Origin of the sequence: Cupriavidus sp. IK-TO18 (assembly GCF_015549295.1) — a bacterium.
Lineage (GTDB): Bacteria > Pseudomonadota > Gammaproteobacteria > Burkholderiales > Burkholderiaceae > Cupriavidus > Cupriavidus oxalaticus_A.
Genome location: NZ_JADGMP010000029.1, coordinates 432,716 through 451,637 on the forward strand (window position 1 = coordinate 432,716; position 18,922 = coordinate 451,637).

The window sequence follows — 18,922 nt, forward strand, 5'->3', positions numbered from 1 at the left end:
TCAGGCCTTGAACACATCGAATCCATGCCGGTGGCGCGACGCCACCAGGCTCACCGGCAGCGCCGGCGTCGGCCCCTGCAGCACGCGTTCGAGCACCTTTGCCTTGGCTTCGCCAGTGACGGACAGGAAGGCGCGTTCGGCCGCCAGCAGCGCGGCCAGGTTCAGCGTGATCCGCGCATGCGGCGCGGTGCCCGGATGCGTCAGCAGGTAGGCCGGCTGCGGATCGCTCAGCGCGTCCTGGAGTTCGGGCGCGTCCGGGAACAGCGACGCGGTATGCCCATCCTCGCCCATGCCGAGCACCACCACGTCAGGCTGGCGGAACGCGCGATTCGCGCGCGCCACCGCCGCGGTTGGGTCGGCCACGTCCTGCGCATCGGCTACCAGCGGGATAAAGGCGGCGCTGCCCGCGGCCTCGCGCAGCAGGTGCGCGCGCACCAGCGCGGCATTGCTGTCGGGGTGGTCGGGCGGCACCACGCGTTCGTCGACCAGCGTCACCGTCACCGCTTCCCAGCGCAGCGGACGGTAGCGCAGCCGCTCGAACATCGGCACCGGCGAGCGTCCGCCGGACACCGCCAGCACCGCCCAGCCGTTGACGCGGATGGCGAGTTCGAGCGCATTGCTGATCGAGATGGCCAGGGCCTCGGCCTGGTCCATCGGGGTGGGATGTTCAAACAGGCGCATATGGTTCCCTCTGGTTCAGGCTTCTTCGTGCCACAAGCCGCCGTCGCGCGACATCAGCGCCGACGACGCGGCCGGGCCCCAGGTGCCGGCGGTGTAGGGCTTGGGCGGTACCGTGCTGGCTTCCCATGTATCGATGATGGGCTCGACCCAGCGCCACGCCTGCACCTGCTCGTCGCGGCGCACGAACAGACCCAGCCGGCCGCGGATCACGTCCAGCAGCAGCCGCTCGTAGGCGCCGGCGCGGCGCACCTTGAACGAGTTGGCGAAGTCGAGGTCGAGCGAGGTCGGCGTCAGCTCGAGCGTGTCGCCGGGCTGCTTGACCAGGCAATACAGCCGGATGCTTTCTTCGGGTTGCAGCTGGATCACCAGCCGGTTCTGCGGCGACAGCGTCAGCGGGCGCGGAAAGATCGCGTGCGGCACGTCGCGGAAGTGGATCACGATCTCGGCCACGCGTGCCTGCATGCGCTTGCCGGTGCGCAGGTAGAACGGCACGCCTTCCCAGCGCCAGTTGGCGATCTCCGCCTTGATCGCGACAAAGGTCTCGGTGCGGCTGTCCGCGGCGATGCCGGCCTCATCGGTGTAGCCCGGCACCGGCTTGCCGCCGATGGCGCCGGCGCGGTACTGGCCGCGCACGGTTTTCTCGGCGACGTCCTGCGGCGTGATCGGCTTGAGCGCCTTCAGGATCTTGATCTTCTCGTCGCGGATGGCGTCCTCCGATAGGCTGGCGGGCGGCTCCATCGCCACCATGCACAGCAGCTGCAGCAGGTGGTTCTGCACCATGTCGCGCAGCGCGCCGGTCTGGTCGTAGAAATCGCCGCGCGTTTCCACGCCGAGCTCTTCGGCGATGGTGATCTGCACGTCCCGGACCCACTCGCGCCGCCACAGCGGCTCGAACAGGGCATTGCCAAAGCGGATCGCCATCAGGTTCTGCACCGACTCCTTGCCGAGGTAATGGTCGATACGGTAGATCTGCTCTTCGGCGAAGTAGTTGGCTACCGCCGAATTGATCGCCTCGTTCGAGTCGAGGTCATGGCCCAGCGGTTTTTCCAGCACGATGCGTACGTTTGGCGCCGTGCGCGTATTGAGCCCGGTGCGGGCGAGCTGCTCGCAGATCGACACGAACAGGTGCGGCGCGGTGGCGAGATAGCACACCACCACTTCCGGCCTGCGCGACAGCACCTTGTCGGCAAGCGCATCGAAATGCGCGGGCACGCGTGCGTCGGCCTGCACGTAGGTGATGCGCGCGCAGAACTTCTCCCATGACTCCGGCGGCGCATGGGCCAATGCGGGCCGCACGGTCTGCTCCAGCGACGCGAGGTAGTCGCCGGTCGACAACGGCTGGCTGCCGGTGGCGAGGATACGCGCAGCCGGATGCAGCAGGCCGGCGTGGTGCGCGTCGAACAGGGAAGGCAGCAGCTTGCGCCGCGCCAGGTCGCCGGTGCCGCCGAACAGCACCATGTCGAAATCAGGCATGCTCACCCTGTGCTCCTTGAGGATTCGGGAGGATTCGAGTTGTGGCGGCCATCGCGCGCTGGCGGGCCGTGTTGCGGCAAGTTTACGTGAGTCGCTACGGCTTGGCGAGGCAAGCGTACCCATTTCTGCGTGGCGCGCCCGGGCCGCGGGCGGGCCTCCGGCGTGCAGCGCCCGGCAAAGTGCGCTAGGCTGAAAGCTCCCCCGCAGGAGAACCCCATGCCACGTCATCCAGTGCTCGAGCGGGTCACCGCCCGCATCGTCTCCCGCAGTGCCGCCACCCGCCAGGCGTACCTGGACCGCACCCGCGCCATGGCCGGGCAGAAAGTGGAACGCGCCCAGCTCTCCTGTACCAACCTGGCCCACGCGGTGGCCGCGATGCCTGACGAAGCAAAGATCCGGCTGAAGGCCGACGAGCGGCCCAACCTGGCGATCGTCTCCGCCTACAACGACATGCTGTCGGCGCACCAGCCGCTGGCGGCCTATCCCCAATGGATCAAGGAAGCCGCGCTGGAGTCCGGCGGCACCGCGCAGTTCGCGGGCGGCACGCCGGCGATGTGCGATGGCGTGACGCAGGGCCAGGACGGCATGGACCTGTCGCTGTTCTCGCGCGACGTGATCGCGCTGGCTTCGGCCGTGGCGCTGTCGCACCAGATGTTCGATGCCGCGCTGTACCTGGGCGTGTGCGACAAGATCGTGCCCGGCCTGGTGATGGGCGCGCTGTCGTTCGGCCACCTGCCCGCGGTGTTCGTGCCGGGCGGGCCAATGACCACCGGTATCAGCAACGACGAGAAGGCGCGCACGCGCCAGCTCTATGCCGAAGGCAAGATCGGGCGTGAGGCGCTGCTCGAAGCCGAGACCCGCTCCTATCACGGCCCCGGCACCTGCACCTTCTACGGCACCGCCAATTCCAACCAGATGCTGATGGAAATGATGGGGCTGCACCTGCCGGGCACCGCCTTCGTCAACCCCGGCACGCCTCTGCGCGAGGCGCTCACGCGCGAGTCCGCGCGCCAGGCGCTCAAGCTGGTGCATGGCGGCGAGCGCTACACGCCGGTGGCCGAGGTGCTGGACGAACGCGCCTTCGTCAACGGCATCGTCGGGCTGCTGGCCACCGGCGGCTCGACCAACCACACGCTGCACCTGATTGCGATGGCGCGCGTGGGCGGCATCGTGCTGGGGTGGGACGACTTTGACGAGCTGTCCGCGGTGGTGCCGCTGCTGGCGCGCGTGTACCCCAACGGCAAGGCGGACGTAAACCAGTTCCAGGCGGCCGGCGGGCTGCCGGTGGTGATCCGCGGGCTGCTGTCGCTGGGACTGCTGCATGACGACGTGACCACCATCTTCGGCCGCGGGCTGGAGGACTATACGCGCGAGCCAGTGCTGCGCGACGGCAAGCTGGGCTGGATCGACGGCCCGGCGGCGCCGCTCGATGACAGCATCGTGCGCAGCGCCGACCAGCCGTTCTTGCCGGACGGCGGCATCAAGGTGCTGGACGGCAAGCTGGGCCGCGCGGTGATCAAGACCTCGGCGGTCAAATTGGAGCACCAGGTCGTTCAGGCGCCGGCGATCGTGTTCGAGCGTCAGGACGACCTGCTGCACGCATTCAAGCGCGGCGAGCTGGAGCGCGACTTTGTCGCGGTACTGCCGTGGCAGGGCCCGGCCGCATGCGGCATGCCCGAGCTGCACAAGCTGACGCCGACGCTGACGGTGCTGCAGGATCGCGGCTTCCATGTCGCGCTGGTCACCGACGGGCGCATGTCGGGCGCATCTGGCAAGGTGCCGGCGGCGATCCATGTCTGTCCCGAGGCGTTGCGCGGCGGCACGATCGCGCGCGTGCGCACCGGCGACATGATGCGCGTGGATGCGCCCGCGGGCGTGCTTGACGTGCTGGTGCCGGAAGACGAATGGCGCGCGCGCGAGGCCGCCCATCCGGACCTCAGTGCCAACCGGCACGGCGTCGGCCGCGACCTGTTCGCGGCCTTCCGCAGCAATGTGAGCACGGCCGAAAGCGGCGCCTGCACGCTGTTTGCCAACGAGGGCAAGTAGCGCACGTTCGGCGGTATTCGGCGGCAGCGTCTGCGTACCCGTTTCTGCGTGCTGTCACCGGGAATGCGGCGCCTCGCCGATAACCGGCGGACTCGCAAATTTTTATGTAATTAGTGAATATTGATCGCGCGATGTCAGACGATCACAGACAAAGACATGGCGCGCCACACCGAAAGGGCATAACCGGGCGCCAATTGGTTTCCCGCACAATCCGCCAGCAGTGCGTACCCCGTCTCCCCAGCCCTTGCCCGGCAAGGCTGGCGGCGAGTCACGCGGAGCGCGACGATCCCGCGCGCCAGGTGCCGGGCGTGACCCCGAACGCGGCACGGAAGCGGTGGCTCAGGTGGCTGGCCGAGGCAAACCCGGCACGCACGGCTACTTCATGCAGGCCAGGCCATGGCTCGGCCAGCAGCTGGCGGGCGCGCTCGAGCCGCGCCCTCAGGATCCAGGCATGCGGCGGCATGCCGAACGAGACCCGGAACATGCGCGCGAAGTGGAACTCCGACAGGCCCGCCAGAGCGGCCAGCTCGCCCAGGGTCGGGTTGTGCGCCGGATGGGCCTCGATCCAGTCGCGCACCGTGCGCCTCGCCTGCGCCGACAGGCCGCCGCGCCAGTCCGCCGGCGCGGCGCGCCCGGCATGCTGCAGCACCAGGTGGCTGATCGCCTCGTGCGCCAGCGCATTGCAGGCCATGCGCGCATCGGGGTGGTGCCAGTCGAGCGCGGCCAGCCGCTGGCTCAATGCGTACAGGAACGGATCGTCGGCAAAGGTCAGGTCGCGCAGCGCCACTGAACGCGGCTCGCGGTCGAGCAGGCGCACGCAGTGCCAGGCCAGCATCTCCGGCCTGAAATACAGGTGAACGAAGCGCTGCGGGCCGCCCACGTGCCAGCGCGACTCATGGTCCGCCGGCAACAGGCAGAGCCGCCCGGGCGCGCCCTTGTTGCCGGGCTGGTCGCGCCGGTAGGTGCCAAGGCCGCCTTCCAGGTAGACCGAAACCGTGTGATGGCCGGGATGGGCGTAGGCGGTATCGTCGTCCCGGTTGCGCCATAGCGCCACGCCCAGCCCATCGCCCAGCATGGCCGCGCGCTCCAGCGACGCGCGCGAGCCGGTGAGCGCGGCGAAGACCGCGTGGCGCTGGAGCGGATCGGACGGAGCGGCCATGTGACGGGGGCTGACAGGAGCTGGCGGGGCGACGTCGGCGGGGCGCCCCGGGGTAACTTTCAGCGACGAAAGTTGGTCCGGAAAGCCGCCGCACAAAGCTGGACTATACCGTCAGCCGGGCGGTGGCTGCTCATGCGGCAGCCAGCCAAGGACTAAGCAGGAGCTACGCAGAAACGGGTACGCTTCGTGGCCCCGCCACAGCCTGGACAGATCTGGGCGGCGAACAATCTGCGCTTGTCAGGTGGCGAGTTCATGCAGCCGGTCGCGCGAGGCCAGCGCCGGGAACAACCGCATCCACACCGCCACCACCAGCAACGTGCCGACGCCCCCAAGGATCACCGCGCCCACTGGCCCGAACAGCGCGGCGGTCACGCCGGATTCGAACTCGCCCAGCTGGTTGGAGGCACCGATGAATACCGAGTTGACCGCGCCGACACGCCCGCGCATGTCGTCGGGCGTATCGAGCTGGACCAGCGTCGAGCGCACCACCACGCTGATCATGTCCGAGGCGCCAAGCACCACCAGCGCGGCCATCGACAGCGGCAGCCACGTCGACACCCCAAACACCACGGTGGCGACGCCGAACAGCGCCACCGCGCCGAACATGATGCGCCCGGAGCGCCGGTTCAGCGGATGGCGCGCCAGCCACAGCGCCATGACCAGCGCACCGACCGCCGGCGACGAGCGCAGCAGCCCCAGGCCCCACGGCCCGGTATGCAGGATGTCGCGCGCATAGATCGGCAGCAGCGCCACCGCGCCGCCCAGCAGCACCGCGAACAGGTCCAGCGAGATCGCACCCAGCAGCACCGGCCGGCTGCGGATATAGGCAAAGCCGGCAAACACCGTGCTCACGCTGACCGGCGCGGTCAGCCGCTGCGCGGCCTGGCGCAGCGTGATGCCGCTGACCAGCACCGCGGCGATGACGAACAGCGTCGCGCTCAGCGCGTACACCACGCCGGGGCCCGCCACATAGGCAAAGCCGCCGATGGCCGGGCCGATGATGATCGCAGTCTGCCCGGCGGAACTGGCCAGCGCCACTGCGCGCGGCAGCTGGCGCGGCGCCACCACGCTGGGCAGCAGCGCCTGCAGCGTGGGGTTCTCGAACGCGCGGGTGGCGCCGATCAGTGCCACGAAGATAAAGATGTGATGGCTGTCGATCCAGCCGGTAAGGCTGACCACCGCCATGCCGGCGGCCAGCAGCGCTTCGATCGACTGGCACGTGCGCACGATGCGGCGCCGGTCGAAGCGGTCGGCAACGTGGCCGGACATCAGGATCAGCACCACCGAGGGCAGGAACTGCACCAGCCCGACCATGCCCAGCATCAGCGGGTCGCGCGTCAGGTCGTACATCTGCCAGCCCACCGCCACGGTAAAGATCTGGTAGCCGATGGTGGTGCACAGGCGGGCGAACCAGTAGCGGCGGAACGCGGCGTCGCCAAAGACGCTATCCGGCTCGGCGGCCGGGACGGTGGCAGGGGAAGACATGGATGCGAAGGACGGGATCGGACCGCGAAGGCGCCGCGGCAAAGCGCAGCAATGTGCTGCAAAGGCGCCCGGCAAGCGGCGGAGTAAAGCCACGATTTTACGGTGGCTGCTGAATTAGTGCATACACGTGCATGCCCTGCGCGCCAGCAGTCAAGATAAGTGGATCTTTTGTCATATTTTACAGTGCAAATGTATCCAAGCTGATGCATGGATGCGACAAACGTCCCCCGTTTGATCTGACTAATCGCGTCTGAGAATCACTCGCACTTATAATCCGGCCCCATTCGGCGCATCCGCCAGTGGACTGCGCTGCCCTTTCAGGATTTTCATCTTGCAGCCCGCTTTCCGTCCCACCGCCGGTGCCATCGGCGCCGCCCTGTTGTTCGCCCTCCCCGTCCATGCCCAGAACGCAGCCACGGCTCCCGCAGCCGGCAGCGCCAACGCGGAAACCACCCTCAATGCCGTCACCGTGGTCGGCAACTGGCTCGACAACGCCGATGAAGCCAAGGTGCTGGAGCACCCCGGCGCCCGCACCATCGTCGACCGCGTGACTTTCCAGGAAGCCGGCGCCAACAACGTGCGCGAAGTGCTGCGCCGCGTCCCGGGCGTGCAGGTGCAGGAGAACAACGGCACCGGCGGCAGCGATGTGTCGCTGAACGTGGGCGTGCGCGGCCTGACTGCGCGCCTGTCGCCGCGCTCGACCATCCTGATGGACGGCGTGCCGCTGGCGGTGGCGCCCTATGGCCAGCCGCAGCTGTCGATGGCGCCGCTGTCGCTGGGCAACCTGGAAAGCATCGACGTGGTGCGCGGCGCCGGTTCGGTGCGCTACGGCCCGCAGAACGTGGGCGGCATCATCAACTTCGCGACGCGGTCGATCCCGCAGACCTTCGCGGCCGACGCCTCGGTCTCGACCGACATCTACAGCCACGGCGGCAACGTCAAGACCAACCCGACCGCGTTCATCGGCGGCACCAACGACAACGGGCTGGGCGGCGCGCTGCTGTATTCGGGCATCCACGGCAACGGCTATCGCGAGAGCAACGACCACGCCAATATCGACGACCTGCTGCTCAAGGGCAACTACCGGATCTCGAAGACCGACGAACTGAGCGCTGCCTTCCACTTCTACGAGGGCAGGGCCGGCATGCCCGGCGGCCTGACCCCGGCGCAGTACGCGGCCGACCCGTTCCAGTCGGTGCGGCCCTATGACAATTTCGACGGCCGCCGCAACGACTTCAGCCTGAAGTACAGCCATAACGACAACAACCGCAAGTTCGAGGTGCTGACGTACTACACCGACAGCTTCCGCGGCAGCAATATCGAGCAGCAAGGCACGGGCGCACAGGCCAACCTGCGGCGCCTGACCTCGGCGCCGCGCAACTACCATACGTTCGCGATCGAGCCGCGCTACTCGCAGCTGTTCCGCGGCGAGAACATGAGCCATGAGGTCAGCGTCGGCTACCGCTTCCTGCGCGAAGCCAGCGACGAGAAGGCCTCGCGCACGGTGTTCTACACGCCGGGCACCATCGATCCGACCACGCTGCCGTCGCCGGTGTACCAGTCGCGCACGGGCGGCACCACCGCCAACGCGGTCTATATCGACGACACCATCAACGTCGGCAGCTGGACCATCACGCCGGGCCTGCGCTACGAATTCATACGGTCGTACGTGACCGACAACTTCACCGGCGCGCGCAACGATGTCTCGTCCAACGAGCCGCTGCCCTCGCTGGCGGTGATGTACCACGTCAGCGACCAGTGGAAGCTGTTCGCCAATGCCGGCGTCTCGTTCGGGCCGCTGCAGTACTTCCAGATCGCGCAGACCACCAACGGCCTGACGCCGGAGAAGGCGAAGACGTACGAAATCGGCACGCACTTCAACAGCAACGGCTGGGGCGGCGAGCTGACGCTGTTCAATATCGACTTCGACGACGAGCTGCAGCTGCGCGGCGGCACCGGCGGCGCGCCGGACGCGTGGACCAACCTCGGCGCCACCACGCACCGCGGCGTGGAATCATCGCTGCGCTATGACTTCGGCGCGCTCGACAAGTCGCTGGCCGGCCTGTCGGCGTATGCGACCTACACCTTCACCGAAGCCACCTACAACCAGGGCAACTTCGCCGGGCGCGACCTGCCGTTCTATTCGCGCCATGTGGCCACCGTGGGCATGCGCTATGCGCGCAACCGCTGGGCGTTCAATATCGACGGCTACGCGCAGTCGAAGCAGCATTCGCCGGGCGACCCGAGCACGTCGACCACGTACCAGACCGCGGAGAGCGCCAATGGCGCGCTGGGCGACATCCCTGGCTATGCACTGCTGAACATGCGGCTGGGCTACGACTTCGGCAAGTCGGCGCAGAACCTGAAGGTGGCGGTGGGGGTGAAGAACCTGCTAGACAAGCGCTATTTCACGCGCTCGACGGACAACAATGCGGGCAAGTATGTGGGGATGCCGCGGACTTTCTATATCCAGGCGTCGCTGGCGTATTAAGCTGGCGCAAGTAAGGCGGCGTGTTTGCTCCCCTCTCCCCCGGCCCCTCTCCCGCAAGCGGAAGAGGGGAGCAAATCCCCCGAATGCAAAACGGCTCGCCAAGGCGAGCCGTTTTGCATTGTCAGCGACGGGATCGTCAAACGATCTCGCGCGTCTCCAGGAACTGCAGCTCCGGGAACCGCTCCTGCGTCAGCCGCAGGTTCACCATGCTCGGCGCCAGGTACACATGGTCGCCGGCGCCGTCCAGCGCCACGTTATGCCCGGCCTTGGCGATCAGCTTCTCGATCTCCGCGGGCGAACCCTTGAGCCAGCGCGCCGTGGCGCACTCGTGCGACTCAAAGATGGCATCGACGCCGTACTCATGCTCGAGCCGGTGCGCCACCACGTCGAACTGCAGGATACCGACCGCGCCCAGCACCAGGTCGTTGGAGGCGAGCGGACGGAACATCTGCGTCGCGCCCTCTTCCGCCAGCTGCTGCAGGCCCTTCTGCAACTGCTTGACCTTGAGCGGGTTATTCAGGCGCGCGCGGCGGAAGAACTCCGGCGCGAACGACGGGATGCCGGTGAACTTGAGCGGCTCGCCTTCGGTAAAGACATCGCCCAGGCGGATGGTGCCGTGGTTGGGCACGCCGATGATGTCGCCGGCGTAGGCCTCTTCCGTCGTGTTGCGGTCCTGCGCCATGAAGGTGATGGCGTTGTTGATCGCGACGGTCTTGCCGGCGGAGACGTGCAGCAGCTTCATGCCGCGCTCGAAGCGGCCCGAGCAGACGCGCACGAAGGCGATGCGGTCGCGATGGCGCGGGTCCATATTGGCCTGGATCTTGAAGACGAAGCCGGTGAACTTGCCTTCGTTCGGCTCGACCACGCGCGTGTCGGTGTTGCGCGCCAGCGGCGGCGGTGACAGCTCGCACAGTGCGTCCAGCAACGACTGCACGCCGAAGTTGTTGATCGCCGAGCCGAAGTAGACCGGGGTCTGCTTGCCGGCGAGGAACGCTTCCTTGTCGAAGGTATGCGACGCGCCGCGCACCAGTTCGATCTCGACGCGCAGCTCGTCGGCCTGGCTGCCGAGGATGCGGTCCAGTTCCGGGTTGTCCAGGCCATCCAGGATCGCCGCGGTGCCCTTGTCGCCTTTCGGGTCGAACAGCTGCACCTTGTCGTCGATCAGGTGATACACGCCGCGGAACTGCTTGCCCATGCCGATCGGCCAGGTCATCGGCGCGCACTGGATCTGCAGAACGTCCTCGATTTCATCGAGCAGCTCGATCGGCGAGCGGCCCTCGCGGTCGAGCTTGTTGATGAAGGTGAGGATGGGCGTATCGCGCAGGCGGCAGACATTGAGCAGCTTGATGGTCTGCGCTTCCACGCCGTTGACCGAGTCGATCACCATCACGGCCGAGTCGACCGCCGTCAGCGTGCGGTAGGTGTCTTCCGAGAAGTCCTCGTGGCCAGGCGTGTCGAGCAGGTTGACGATGTTCTCCTGCGCGTTGCCGTCCGCGTTGTTGCTGGCATGCCCGCGGCCATACGGGAACTGCATCACCGACGAGGTCACCGAGATGCCGCGCTGCTTTTCCAGTTCCATCCAGTCGGAGGTGGCATGGCGGTCGGCCTTGCGCGCGCGCACCTCGCCCGCGACCTGGATGGCGCCGCCGAACCACAGCAACTTTTCGGTCAGGGTCGTCTTGCCCGCGTCGGGGTGGGAGATGATGGCAAAGGTGCGTCGACGCGCAATTTCGGATACGAGCGAGCTCACGGAATCTGGCTGGGAATAGGTAGAGGGAACAGAGGGTGCGGCATCAGCCGGCACCCGGACCGGCGCCGCCGCAGGCGGCATTGCGCCGGGCCCTGCGGGACTTACGGAAGGAATGGGGCGCTATTTTACCGGTTCACGGGCCAGGCCGGGGGTTTGCCTTCGCCCTTGCCATCCCCCTCCCCTCCCATGCCCGGCACGCCGCGCAGGCTGCCGAACTGAAGCGCGTACTGGCGCGTCAGCTCGGCGCCGAAGAAGAAGATCTGCGCCGAGTAGTAGATCCACAGCATCAGCGCCACCACCGAGCCCGCCGCGCCGTATGAAGAGGCCACGGCACTATTTCCCAGATAGAGGCCGATCAGCCGCTTGCCCACCGAGAACAGCAGCGCGGTTATGACGGCGCCCATGGTCACGTCGCGCCAGGCGATGCGCGCGTTGGGCAGCATCTTGAAGATCACGGCGAACAGCGCGGTCACGACCGCAAAGGAAAACGCCGTCGAGATCACGTCTGCCACCGGGGCGAACCAGGACTGCGTCCACAGCTGGCCCCAGATGCGCTCGACCACCGCCAGCGCGGCGTTGACGATCAGCGACACCAGCAGCATGAAGGCCAGCACCAGCACCAGGCTGAACGACAGCAGCCGCGCGCGCAGCAGCGTCTGCCAGCCGGCGGTCTTGGGCACCGGCACATGCCAGATGTCGTCGAGACTGCTCTTGAGCTCGGCAAAGGCGCTGGTGGCGCCGACAAACAGGATGCCCATGGCGATCAGTGCGGCCATGCCGCTGCCGCCGGCGCGGTGCGTGGCGGCCAGGATCTGCTGGATCGCCGTGGCGCCCTGTTCGCCGACCAGCCCTTCGATCTGGGTGAAGATCTCGCCGCGCGCCGCCTCGGCGCCAAAGAACAGGCCGGCGATCGAGATCACCAGCACCAGGATCGGCGCCAGCGAGAACAGCATGTAGAAGGACAGCGCCGCGCCCTTGCTGGCGGCGCGGTGATCGAACCAGGAGGCCACCGCCGCGGTGACCACGCGCAGCGTGCGCCCACCGGTGTGGCGGTCCGGCAGCCAGTGAGGGCGGCGGGGCCGCGGCTGCGGGGATTCGGTGCCAGGGGACGATGCGGGACGATGTTCGGAGTTGTCGTTCACGGCCTTGGGTTTGCCAGGTTCGGGAGCCCTGGTACGCAGGGACGGAGCCGGAACGCCTGGCGCGAGCGGCCGCGGCACGCTCCGGCAGCAAGGGTAGCTTGCGTTCATCATACTGCGCATTGTGCGGCTTGCCCAAGCAGCACCCCCGGGGCGACCTGCTACAGTAAGACCAGGCACACCTGCCGGCGCATCCGTGCCAGCGCGCCGGCGCAAGGAGGCATCTGTGATCCGTTCCCTCTCCGCACGCCCGGTGGCCGCCATGCTTGTGATCGGGATGCTGGGTGTTGCCGGCTGCGAGCGCAGCCAGCCCGGCCCCAAACCCATCTCAGGCACTGCCACGGCCTCGTCCTCCGCTGCCGCTCCCGCCCTGCCAGCGGCACCCGCCCCGCCGGGCCAGTCCCGCTGACGACCACGGCGGCCGCTAGCCGCTTGCCGCGCCCTGCCGCGAGGGACGCCCGCTGCGTACCCGTTTCTGCGTACTGCGCCGCGCGTCGCCGCAGCGCCGGGCGGGCAGCGCGCTCGGCAATGTTCAAGGCACGGTCCTCAGGTCCCCGGAACCTTTCTTTGTCTTCCACCGTGTCCCCCGCTGTTACGCCAATGCAAGGCTGAAGTAACTCCAGTTTCAAAGATGCAACCCGGTGCAATGCGAAGAATGCGCCGCTGCCGGGGCACGCTATCCCGCACCCGGCGTGCATGTCAGGCGGCCATGCCCGCACATGCGCAGGCGCGCCCGGCGGTGGCGCTCGCCGCACGCGTTGCAACGGCGAAACCGAATGGCCCCGTGGCGCCGCCCCGGCCGCGCACGGCACGACCGGACGAGCCGCAAACCCGCATGGGATATACCTTTGCGGCCATTGGCACACTTGTCGCTCAGTATCCGCAGGGACGCCGTGCGCGTCCGGGCCATCAACCAGCCACTACTGCGGAGAGAGACCAGCCATGCGTCATCCGCCTTCACGCATGACGGCGCGCCGGCGCTCATACCGGTTGGCGGGCCCCCCGCCTACGGTGACGGACCTGCTTTCGCCGCCACTGCTGCCCTACCCGCGCGCGCGGGTCGAGCCGGCACAGCTGGACACGGCCAGCGCGCCGTGCCCCGGCGGTGCGCGCCGGGCGCGGGGTCCGTCCTGCACGCGCGCAGCCGGCAGGCGCCCGGCCGGAAGGCGGCGCGCCTGACCGGGAGCTGGTGCGATATTGAGTGGGCACGCGGGCCAGCGTGCCCGCGCGGATTTGTGCTCCGTCCCCCGGCGGGCACTTTTTTCCACAAGGAGGAGACGCCATGAAAGCCGCAATCCCTGCCGCAGGCGTGCTGGCCGCCTTGGCGGTCTTCTCGGCCCCTGCCGTGGCAGCCAGCTATGCCTGGTTCGATCGTCCCGACGACGCCAGCGCCAACAGCCACGCGGCGGTCAGCAATGATGTGTACGTGCGTGGCTTCGGCTGGGCCTGGGGCGAACTGCATATGCAGCAGGACACCTCGCCAGGCGCGGCCGCACCTGCGGCGCCGCAAGGCCGCCGGCAGGCGCGCGACTACCCCGACCGGCGCGACGCGCCGCCGTGGCTGCAACGGGATGACAACGGCCCGCCTCGCACGCCGCGCGGCAAGATCAGCATGAATCTCGCGGCCGCCCCGGCGGATGGGACGATTGGAGGAGGCACGGCCGGCCAGCCTCGCGTGGTTGTGCGCTGACGTGCCAGCGGGCACGGGGAAAGGCGGAACCGGCGAGCGGACGTCGGCGGTTCCCCTTTCCTGTGGCGCGCTGCCCGAGGCTCGACTGTTTGCAGTTCGATAGCTGCGGACAGCGGTGACCGGCGCTTGCGCTGCGCACTTGCCAGCCTACTCGCCCGCGGCGGGCTGGCTCTCCACGCGGATATTGTGCTTGTGCATCAGCCGGTACAGGGTCACGCGCGACACGTTGAGTTCGCGCGCAGCCGGCACGACGTGGAAGCCATGGCTGGCCATCACGTTGCGGATCGCCTCGCGCTCGGCCTCCTCGCGGATCGCGTCGAGGGTCTTGCGCGGCAGTTCCGCACCGCCGTGCAGCTGCAGGTCCTCGGCCGTGATCTTGCGGTTGTCGGTCATCACGATGGCGCGGCGCACGCGGTTGATCAGCTCGCGCACGTTGCCCGGCCATGCGTACTGCATCATGGCCTGGGTCGCGCATGCCGAGAAGCCGCGGATACGCCGGTGCGCCTCGTGCCCATGCTCGGCCAGCACGGCGTTGGCCAGCTGGAGGATGTCCTCGCCGCGCTCGCGCAGCGGCGGAATGCTCAGCGTCAGCACGCACAGCCGGTGGAACAGGTCGGAACGGAAACGTCCGTCGCCCTGCGCGGCGACCAGGTCCACGTGCGTGGCCGAGATGATGCGCAGGTTCAACGGGATCGACTGATGCCCGCCCAGGCGCGTGATGGTGCCCTGTTGCAGGAATCGCAGCAGCGCCACCTGGCTCTCCAGCGGCAGGTCGCCGATCTCGTCGAGAAACAGCGTGCCGCCCTGCGCCTGCTCGATCCAGCCGATCTTGCGCTGGTTGGCGCCGGTGAACGCGCCCTTCTCGTAGCCGAACAGTTCGGACTGCACCAGGTGCGAAGGGATGGCGCCGCAGTTGATGGCGATGAACGGCCCCTTGCGCCGGCTCGAGGCATCGTGAATCGCCTGCGCGGCGAGTTCCTTGCCGGTGCCGGATTCGCCGGAGATGAATACCGGCGCCTCGTTGTGCGCCACCTTGGCGAGCGAGCGGAACATGGCGCGCATGGCCGCGCACTCGCCGATCATGGTGCCGCGCGACGCCGTCTCCTGCACGCGCACGCCATGCAGCGACGCCATGCCATGCGCGTGCTTGAGCGTGTAGATCAGCTCCTGCACCGAGAACGGCGTGCGCACGTAGTCCACGCAATAGTCGCGGATCAGCCCGCGCACGCGCTCGTCGGCAAGCATCGCGTCGCAGGTGATGGCCACCCAGGCGACATGCAGATGCTGCAGCGCAAGTTCGAGCTGGCCAAGCTCGGCATCGCTGTATTCCGCCTGCAGGTCGATCACGCCAGCGCTGGGCGGGCTCGCGCGCACCACGCGTTCGGCGTCACGGATCTGCTGCACGCGGCGCAGTTCCCATCCGGGGCCGAAGCTGGACGGGTCAAAACCAAAATCTTCATGACGCGACACGACTACGATCTGCGCAGTGCGTGGCGCCTTGCACAGTCGGTCCATCACGATCTCCCGGACGTTTGGCTTGTTCTTGGTTCCGGCACCCGGCGCCGGGGCCTGTGGCCGTGGCGCGGACTGGCGCTGGACTGGCTGCGGTTTGGCGCCCGCAGGCAACGTCGGTATCACGAGGTGGACAGACTGCGGGACGGCTCCTCGGGCGCGGCGAGATAGCCGCTGCCACCCTGGAGCTGTTCGCGGATGCGTCGGCGCACCGCTTCCTTCTCGCGCATCAACTCTACGCGCGGTGCCTCGGGGGTCTGTCCGGAGTACTGGTAGTAGAGCGACTTGTAGGTGAGCTGGCTCAGGATCCATTCCTGCAGCATGGCGCGCTGGCGCGCCAGTTCGTCCTCCAGCAGGCGATGGCGGCGCAGCAGGTTTTCCACCGCGGCACGGGCGCTGTCGCTGAGCGCACTGTCCTCGGCCAGCAGGGCCGCCACGTCGGCAGCAGCGCCGTCGCGGCTGGCGCGGTGTGCGGGTGTTTCGCCTGCGGCTTCCCCCAGAGCAGCCCAGGCTTGGTGGATGGATCGGCTATTGGATCGGCTTATGGACTCCCTGACGGGCCCGATGGCGGGTCGCCGAATCTCTCCTGCGGTCATGATTATCCCCGTTGAACAACATCCCCCGGCACTACACGTCTGCGGATACCACTTGTCAGTCTTGGAATTATTTGTCTCTGCGTGGCGTACGTGTTTCCGCACGCTCCCTGGTCGTGGCCGTGCCGCCTTGCCTGGCGGTCTCATCCGAACTGTCCCCAGACTAGCGGACGGCGCCAACGCGCGCTCGGTGTGCTCCGGCAATCCAGCCGCATGCACCGGAGTCAAGAAGGGGCGCCTTGCCGCGCCCCTCTTTGCCACGCCTATAGTTCAGTGCATTTGGGGCGGTTTGTCCAGCCCTGAGTGGGTGACTTACACCCAATCTCATACTTTGGAATGAGCCGGCCTGCACACCGTCGATCTGGCCCGCCGGAAGCGGCTTGCGGGCTGGTTCGTGACAGATTCGCGACCGAATTTCGAGCCAAATTTCGGACCGAATTTTGGACTAAATTTCGGACTGGATGCGGCCCGCCTGTCGTGCCGCCGGCGCGCCGTTTCCACGCCCGCATGGTACGCAGAAACGGGTACGCTCTCGCACCCCGAACGGGTGATGGCAGAGCTCTCGTTAGCACGCGTGGCCAATGCGCGAGGTGGTATGGCTCGCGGCAAGGCATGTCGAAACGCAGCCCGCAGAAACAGGTACGCTGCGAACGCTCGTGCGGCCGCGGAAGGGCCGCAGAAACGGGTACGCTTTGCGCGCGTTCCGATGCTCCGGCCTTGCGACCTTGCCGCGAAGGGGCAACGGGGGTGTGCAATCAAGAATGGGCGGCCCACGCCGCCCATTCTTGATTGCCGCCAGGAATGCTCAGTGGCCCGGCAGGTAGTAGAACTTGAAGACAAAGACCGCGGCGATGATCCAGACCATCACCGGCACGCTGCGCGCGCGCCCGGTCAGCAGCTTGAGTGCCGCGTAGCTGATGAAGCCGAACGCCACGCCATTCGCCACCGAGTATGTGAAGGGCATGCCCAGCGCGGTCATGACCGCCGGCACGACTTCGGTGACATCGTTCCAGTCGATCTCCAGCAGCTCGCGCAACATCAGGCAGGACACATACAGCAGCGCCGGCGCGGTGGCGTAGGCCGGAACCGTGCCCGCCAGCGGCGCGATGAACAGCGCCGCCAGGAACAGCACCGCCACCGTCACCGCGGTCAGCCCCGTACGCCCGCCGGCCTGCACGCCGGAAGCGCTTTCGATATACGCAGTCGTCGACGACGTGCCGAGGAACGAGCCGGCCATGATGGCGGTGCTGTCAGCCATCAGCGCCTTGTTCAGCCGGTCCATGCGGCCCGCCTTGAGCAGGCCGGCGCGGTTGGCCACGCCCATCAGCGTGCCGGTGGCATCGAACAGCTCGACCAGGAAGAACACCAGCACGACATTGATGATGCCGATCGACAGCGCCGCCGAAATATCGAGCTTCAGCAGCGTCGGGCTCAGCGAAGGCGGCGCCGAAAACACGCCGTGGAAGGTGTTGCCGGCAAAGGCAAAGCTCAGCAGCGTGGTCAGCAGGATGCCGATCAGGATCGCCCCCTTCACGCGCAGGTGGTCCAGCGCGACGATCACGAAGAAGCCGACGATGGCGAGCACCGCCGGGGGTTGGTGCAGGTCGCCGAGGGTAACCAGCGTTGCCGGGCTCGCGGCGACGATGCCGGCATTCTTCAGCGCGACGATTGCCAGGAACAAGCCGATGCCCGCGGTGATCGCCACGCGGATGGAATGCGGGATGCCGTTGACGATCATCTCGCGCACGCGGAACAGCGTCACCAGCAGGAACAGGCAGCCCGAGATAAAGACCGCGCCCAGCGCCGCCTCCCACGGAAATCCCATGCCCTTCACCACCGTGTACGCAAAGTACGCGTTCAGGCCCATGCCCGGCGCCATCGCAATCGGGTAGTTGGCGTAGAACCCCATGATCAGCGTGCCGATCGCTGCGGCCACGCAGGTCGCGACGAAGACCGCGTCCTTGGGCATGCCGGCGTCGCCCAGGATCGACGGGTTGACGAAGATAATGTACGCCATCGTCAGGAAGGTGGTGATACCGGCGAGGACCTCGGTGCGGACATCGGTCTGGTGCTCGCGCAGCTTGAACAGGCGCTCGAGCAGCGTCGGCTGGCCGCGCGAGGGGTTGACGGAAGGCGTACCCGGCTTGGAAGCGGGTTCCGGCATCGACATGACTAAGTCTCCAGTATCGTTATCGTGTCCGCGGCAGGGATCCCTGCGCGGCATGGCCGCGTGGCGCGCCATCATGCGGCATGCGTACTCTGGTCCAGCATGGGCCCGATACGCCACGGCGCACACGAATAAGCGATATGCAAAAAGCGTGATGATCCCACAGCGGATACCGGGCGCACAGGGCCCGCGGGGGCGCCGGGCCCGCCCGCGCGTGGCCGGGGTTGGGGCTGGCCCCAACTTGACGCTGGCCCCAATCCCCCGTATAAACCCGGCTAGATTCAAGCGACGAGGCAACAGTTCATTCGTTAGCCACCGTCTGGTACTTCGGTTGTCCATGGTGTCCTTTCCTTGAGTTCCCCTGTCGGATGGCGCGCGCGTCATGCGACGTTTTATATCCTTTTTCTGGAAAGCAAATCATGCAAACCGGTATCGTCAAGTGGTTCAACGACGCCAAGGGTTTTGGCTTCATCAAGCCGGACGCAGGTGGTGACGACCTCTTCGCCCACTTCTCGGAAATCCGCGCCGACGGCTTCAAGTCGCTGCAGGAAAACCAGCGTGTGCAGTTCGAAGTCAAGAACGGCCCGAAGGGCCTGCAGGCAGCGAACATCACCCCGCTGTAAGCGTTGCCCGCGGCGCGCCACGTGCGCGCCACGCAACGGAAGAACCCCGCCTCGGCGGTAATGCCGTTCAGTTAAGTCTGAACGGCATTTTTCTTTGCAGGGGTTGTAAACAA

At 67.4% G+C, this 18,922-nt stretch carries 13 protein-coding genes; 4 read left to right on the forward strand and 9 right to left on the reverse strand.

Features of this window, described 5'->3' with window-relative positions; all coding sequences use genetic code 11:
* The gene (pgl, locus tag IPF36_RS22525; RefSeq protein ID WP_195430375.1) at positions 1 to 681 is read right to left on the reverse strand and encodes a 6-phosphogluconolactonase; all 681 of its coding nucleotides are present in this window, start codon (positions 679 to 681) and stop codon (positions 1 to 3) included.
* A 15-nt stretch (positions 682 to 696) separates the two neighbouring features.
* On the reverse strand, positions 697 to 2,154 hold the full coding sequence (zwf, locus tag IPF36_RS22530) for a glucose-6-phosphate dehydrogenase (protein ID WP_133095575.1): 1,458 nt from the start codon (positions 2,152 to 2,154) through the stop codon (positions 697 to 699).
* Positions 2,155 to 2,370: 216 nt separating this feature from the next.
* On the opposite strand from zwf, the gene edd reads away from it, so the two are divergent.
* Entirely contained in the window at positions 2,371 to 4,200 is a 1,830-nt protein-coding gene (edd, locus tag IPF36_RS22535; RefSeq protein WP_195430378.1) for a phosphogluconate dehydratase, read from the forward strand.
* A 268-nt stretch (positions 4,201 to 4,468) separates the two neighbouring features.
* Here the strand turns inward: edd and IPF36_RS22540 are convergent, their stop codons facing one another.
* Together IPF36_RS22540 and IPF36_RS22545 are read right to left on the reverse strand one after the other, a co-directional pair.
* A complete protein-coding gene (locus IPF36_RS22540; protein ID WP_195430380.1) occupies positions 4,469 to 5,359 on the reverse strand; it encodes a helix-turn-helix domain-containing protein in 891 nt (296 codons plus the stop codon).
* A gap of 237 nt (positions 5,360 to 5,596) precedes the next feature.
* Positions 5,597 to 6,844, reverse strand: a complete 1,248-nt coding sequence (locus IPF36_RS22545) for an MFS transporter (RefSeq protein ID WP_135703350.1) — start codon at positions 6,842 to 6,844, stop codon at positions 5,597 to 5,599.
* Positions 6,845 to 7,175: 331 nt separating this feature from the next.
* On the opposite strand from IPF36_RS22545, the gene IPF36_RS22550 reads away from it, so the two are divergent.
* Positions 7,176 to 9,335 (forward strand): TonB-dependent siderophore receptor, encoded by a 2,160-nt coding sequence (locus IPF36_RS22550; RefSeq protein ID WP_195430383.1) that lies wholly within the window; start codon positions 7,176 to 7,178, stop codon positions 9,333 to 9,335.
* A 136-nt stretch (positions 9,336 to 9,471) separates the two neighbouring features.
* On the opposite strand, the gene IPF36_RS22555 is transcribed toward IPF36_RS22550, so the two are convergent.
* Positions 9,472 to 11,085: a peptide chain release factor 3 gene (locus IPF36_RS22555; protein ID WP_133095570.1), complete on the reverse strand. Its 1,614-nt coding sequence runs from the start codon at positions 11,083 to 11,085 to the stop codon at positions 9,472 to 9,474.
* A 125-nt stretch (positions 11,086 to 11,210) separates the two neighbouring features.
* Positions 11,211 to 12,227 carry a YihY/virulence factor BrkB family protein gene (locus IPF36_RS22560; RefSeq protein ID WP_240745748.1) on the reverse strand — a complete coding sequence of 339 codons (1,017 nt, stop codon included), beginning with the start codon at positions 12,225 to 12,227 and terminating at the stop codon, positions 11,211 to 11,213.
* 1,279 nt (positions 12,228 to 13,506) lie between these two features.
* On the opposite strand from IPF36_RS22560, the gene IPF36_RS22565 reads away from it, so the two are divergent.
* Positions 13,507 to 13,914, forward strand: a complete 408-nt coding sequence (locus tag IPF36_RS22565; RefSeq protein ID WP_135703352.1) for a hypothetical protein — start codon at positions 13,507 to 13,509, stop codon at positions 13,912 to 13,914.
* A gap of 147 nt (positions 13,915 to 14,061) precedes the next feature.
* On the opposite strand, the gene IPF36_RS22570 is transcribed toward IPF36_RS22565, so the two are convergent.
* The 3 genes from IPF36_RS22570 to IPF36_RS22580 form a co-directional block, all read right to left on the reverse strand.
* Positions 14,062 to 15,429, reverse strand: a complete 1,368-nt coding sequence (locus IPF36_RS22570; protein WP_133095567.1) for a sigma-54 dependent transcriptional regulator — start codon at positions 15,427 to 15,429, stop codon at positions 14,062 to 14,064.
* 119 nt (positions 15,430 to 15,548) lie between these two features.
* A complete protein-coding gene (locus IPF36_RS22575; protein ID WP_133095566.1) occupies positions 15,549 to 16,022 on the reverse strand; it encodes a hypothetical protein in 474 nt (157 codons plus the stop codon).
* A gap of 802 nt (positions 16,023 to 16,824) precedes the next feature.
* Positions 16,825 to 18,189, reverse strand: coding sequence for an NCS2 family permease (locus tag IPF36_RS22580; RefSeq protein WP_135703353.1), 1,365 nt, complete (start codon positions 18,187 to 18,189; stop codon positions 16,825 to 16,827).
* Between the two features lie 416 nt (positions 18,190 to 18,605).
* Between IPF36_RS22580 and IPF36_RS22585 the strand changes: the two genes are divergently transcribed.
* Entirely contained in the window at positions 18,606 to 18,809 is a 204-nt protein-coding gene (locus tag IPF36_RS22585; protein WP_010811149.1) for a cold-shock protein, read from the forward strand.
* Positions 18,810 to 18,922: the final 113 nt, after the last annotated feature.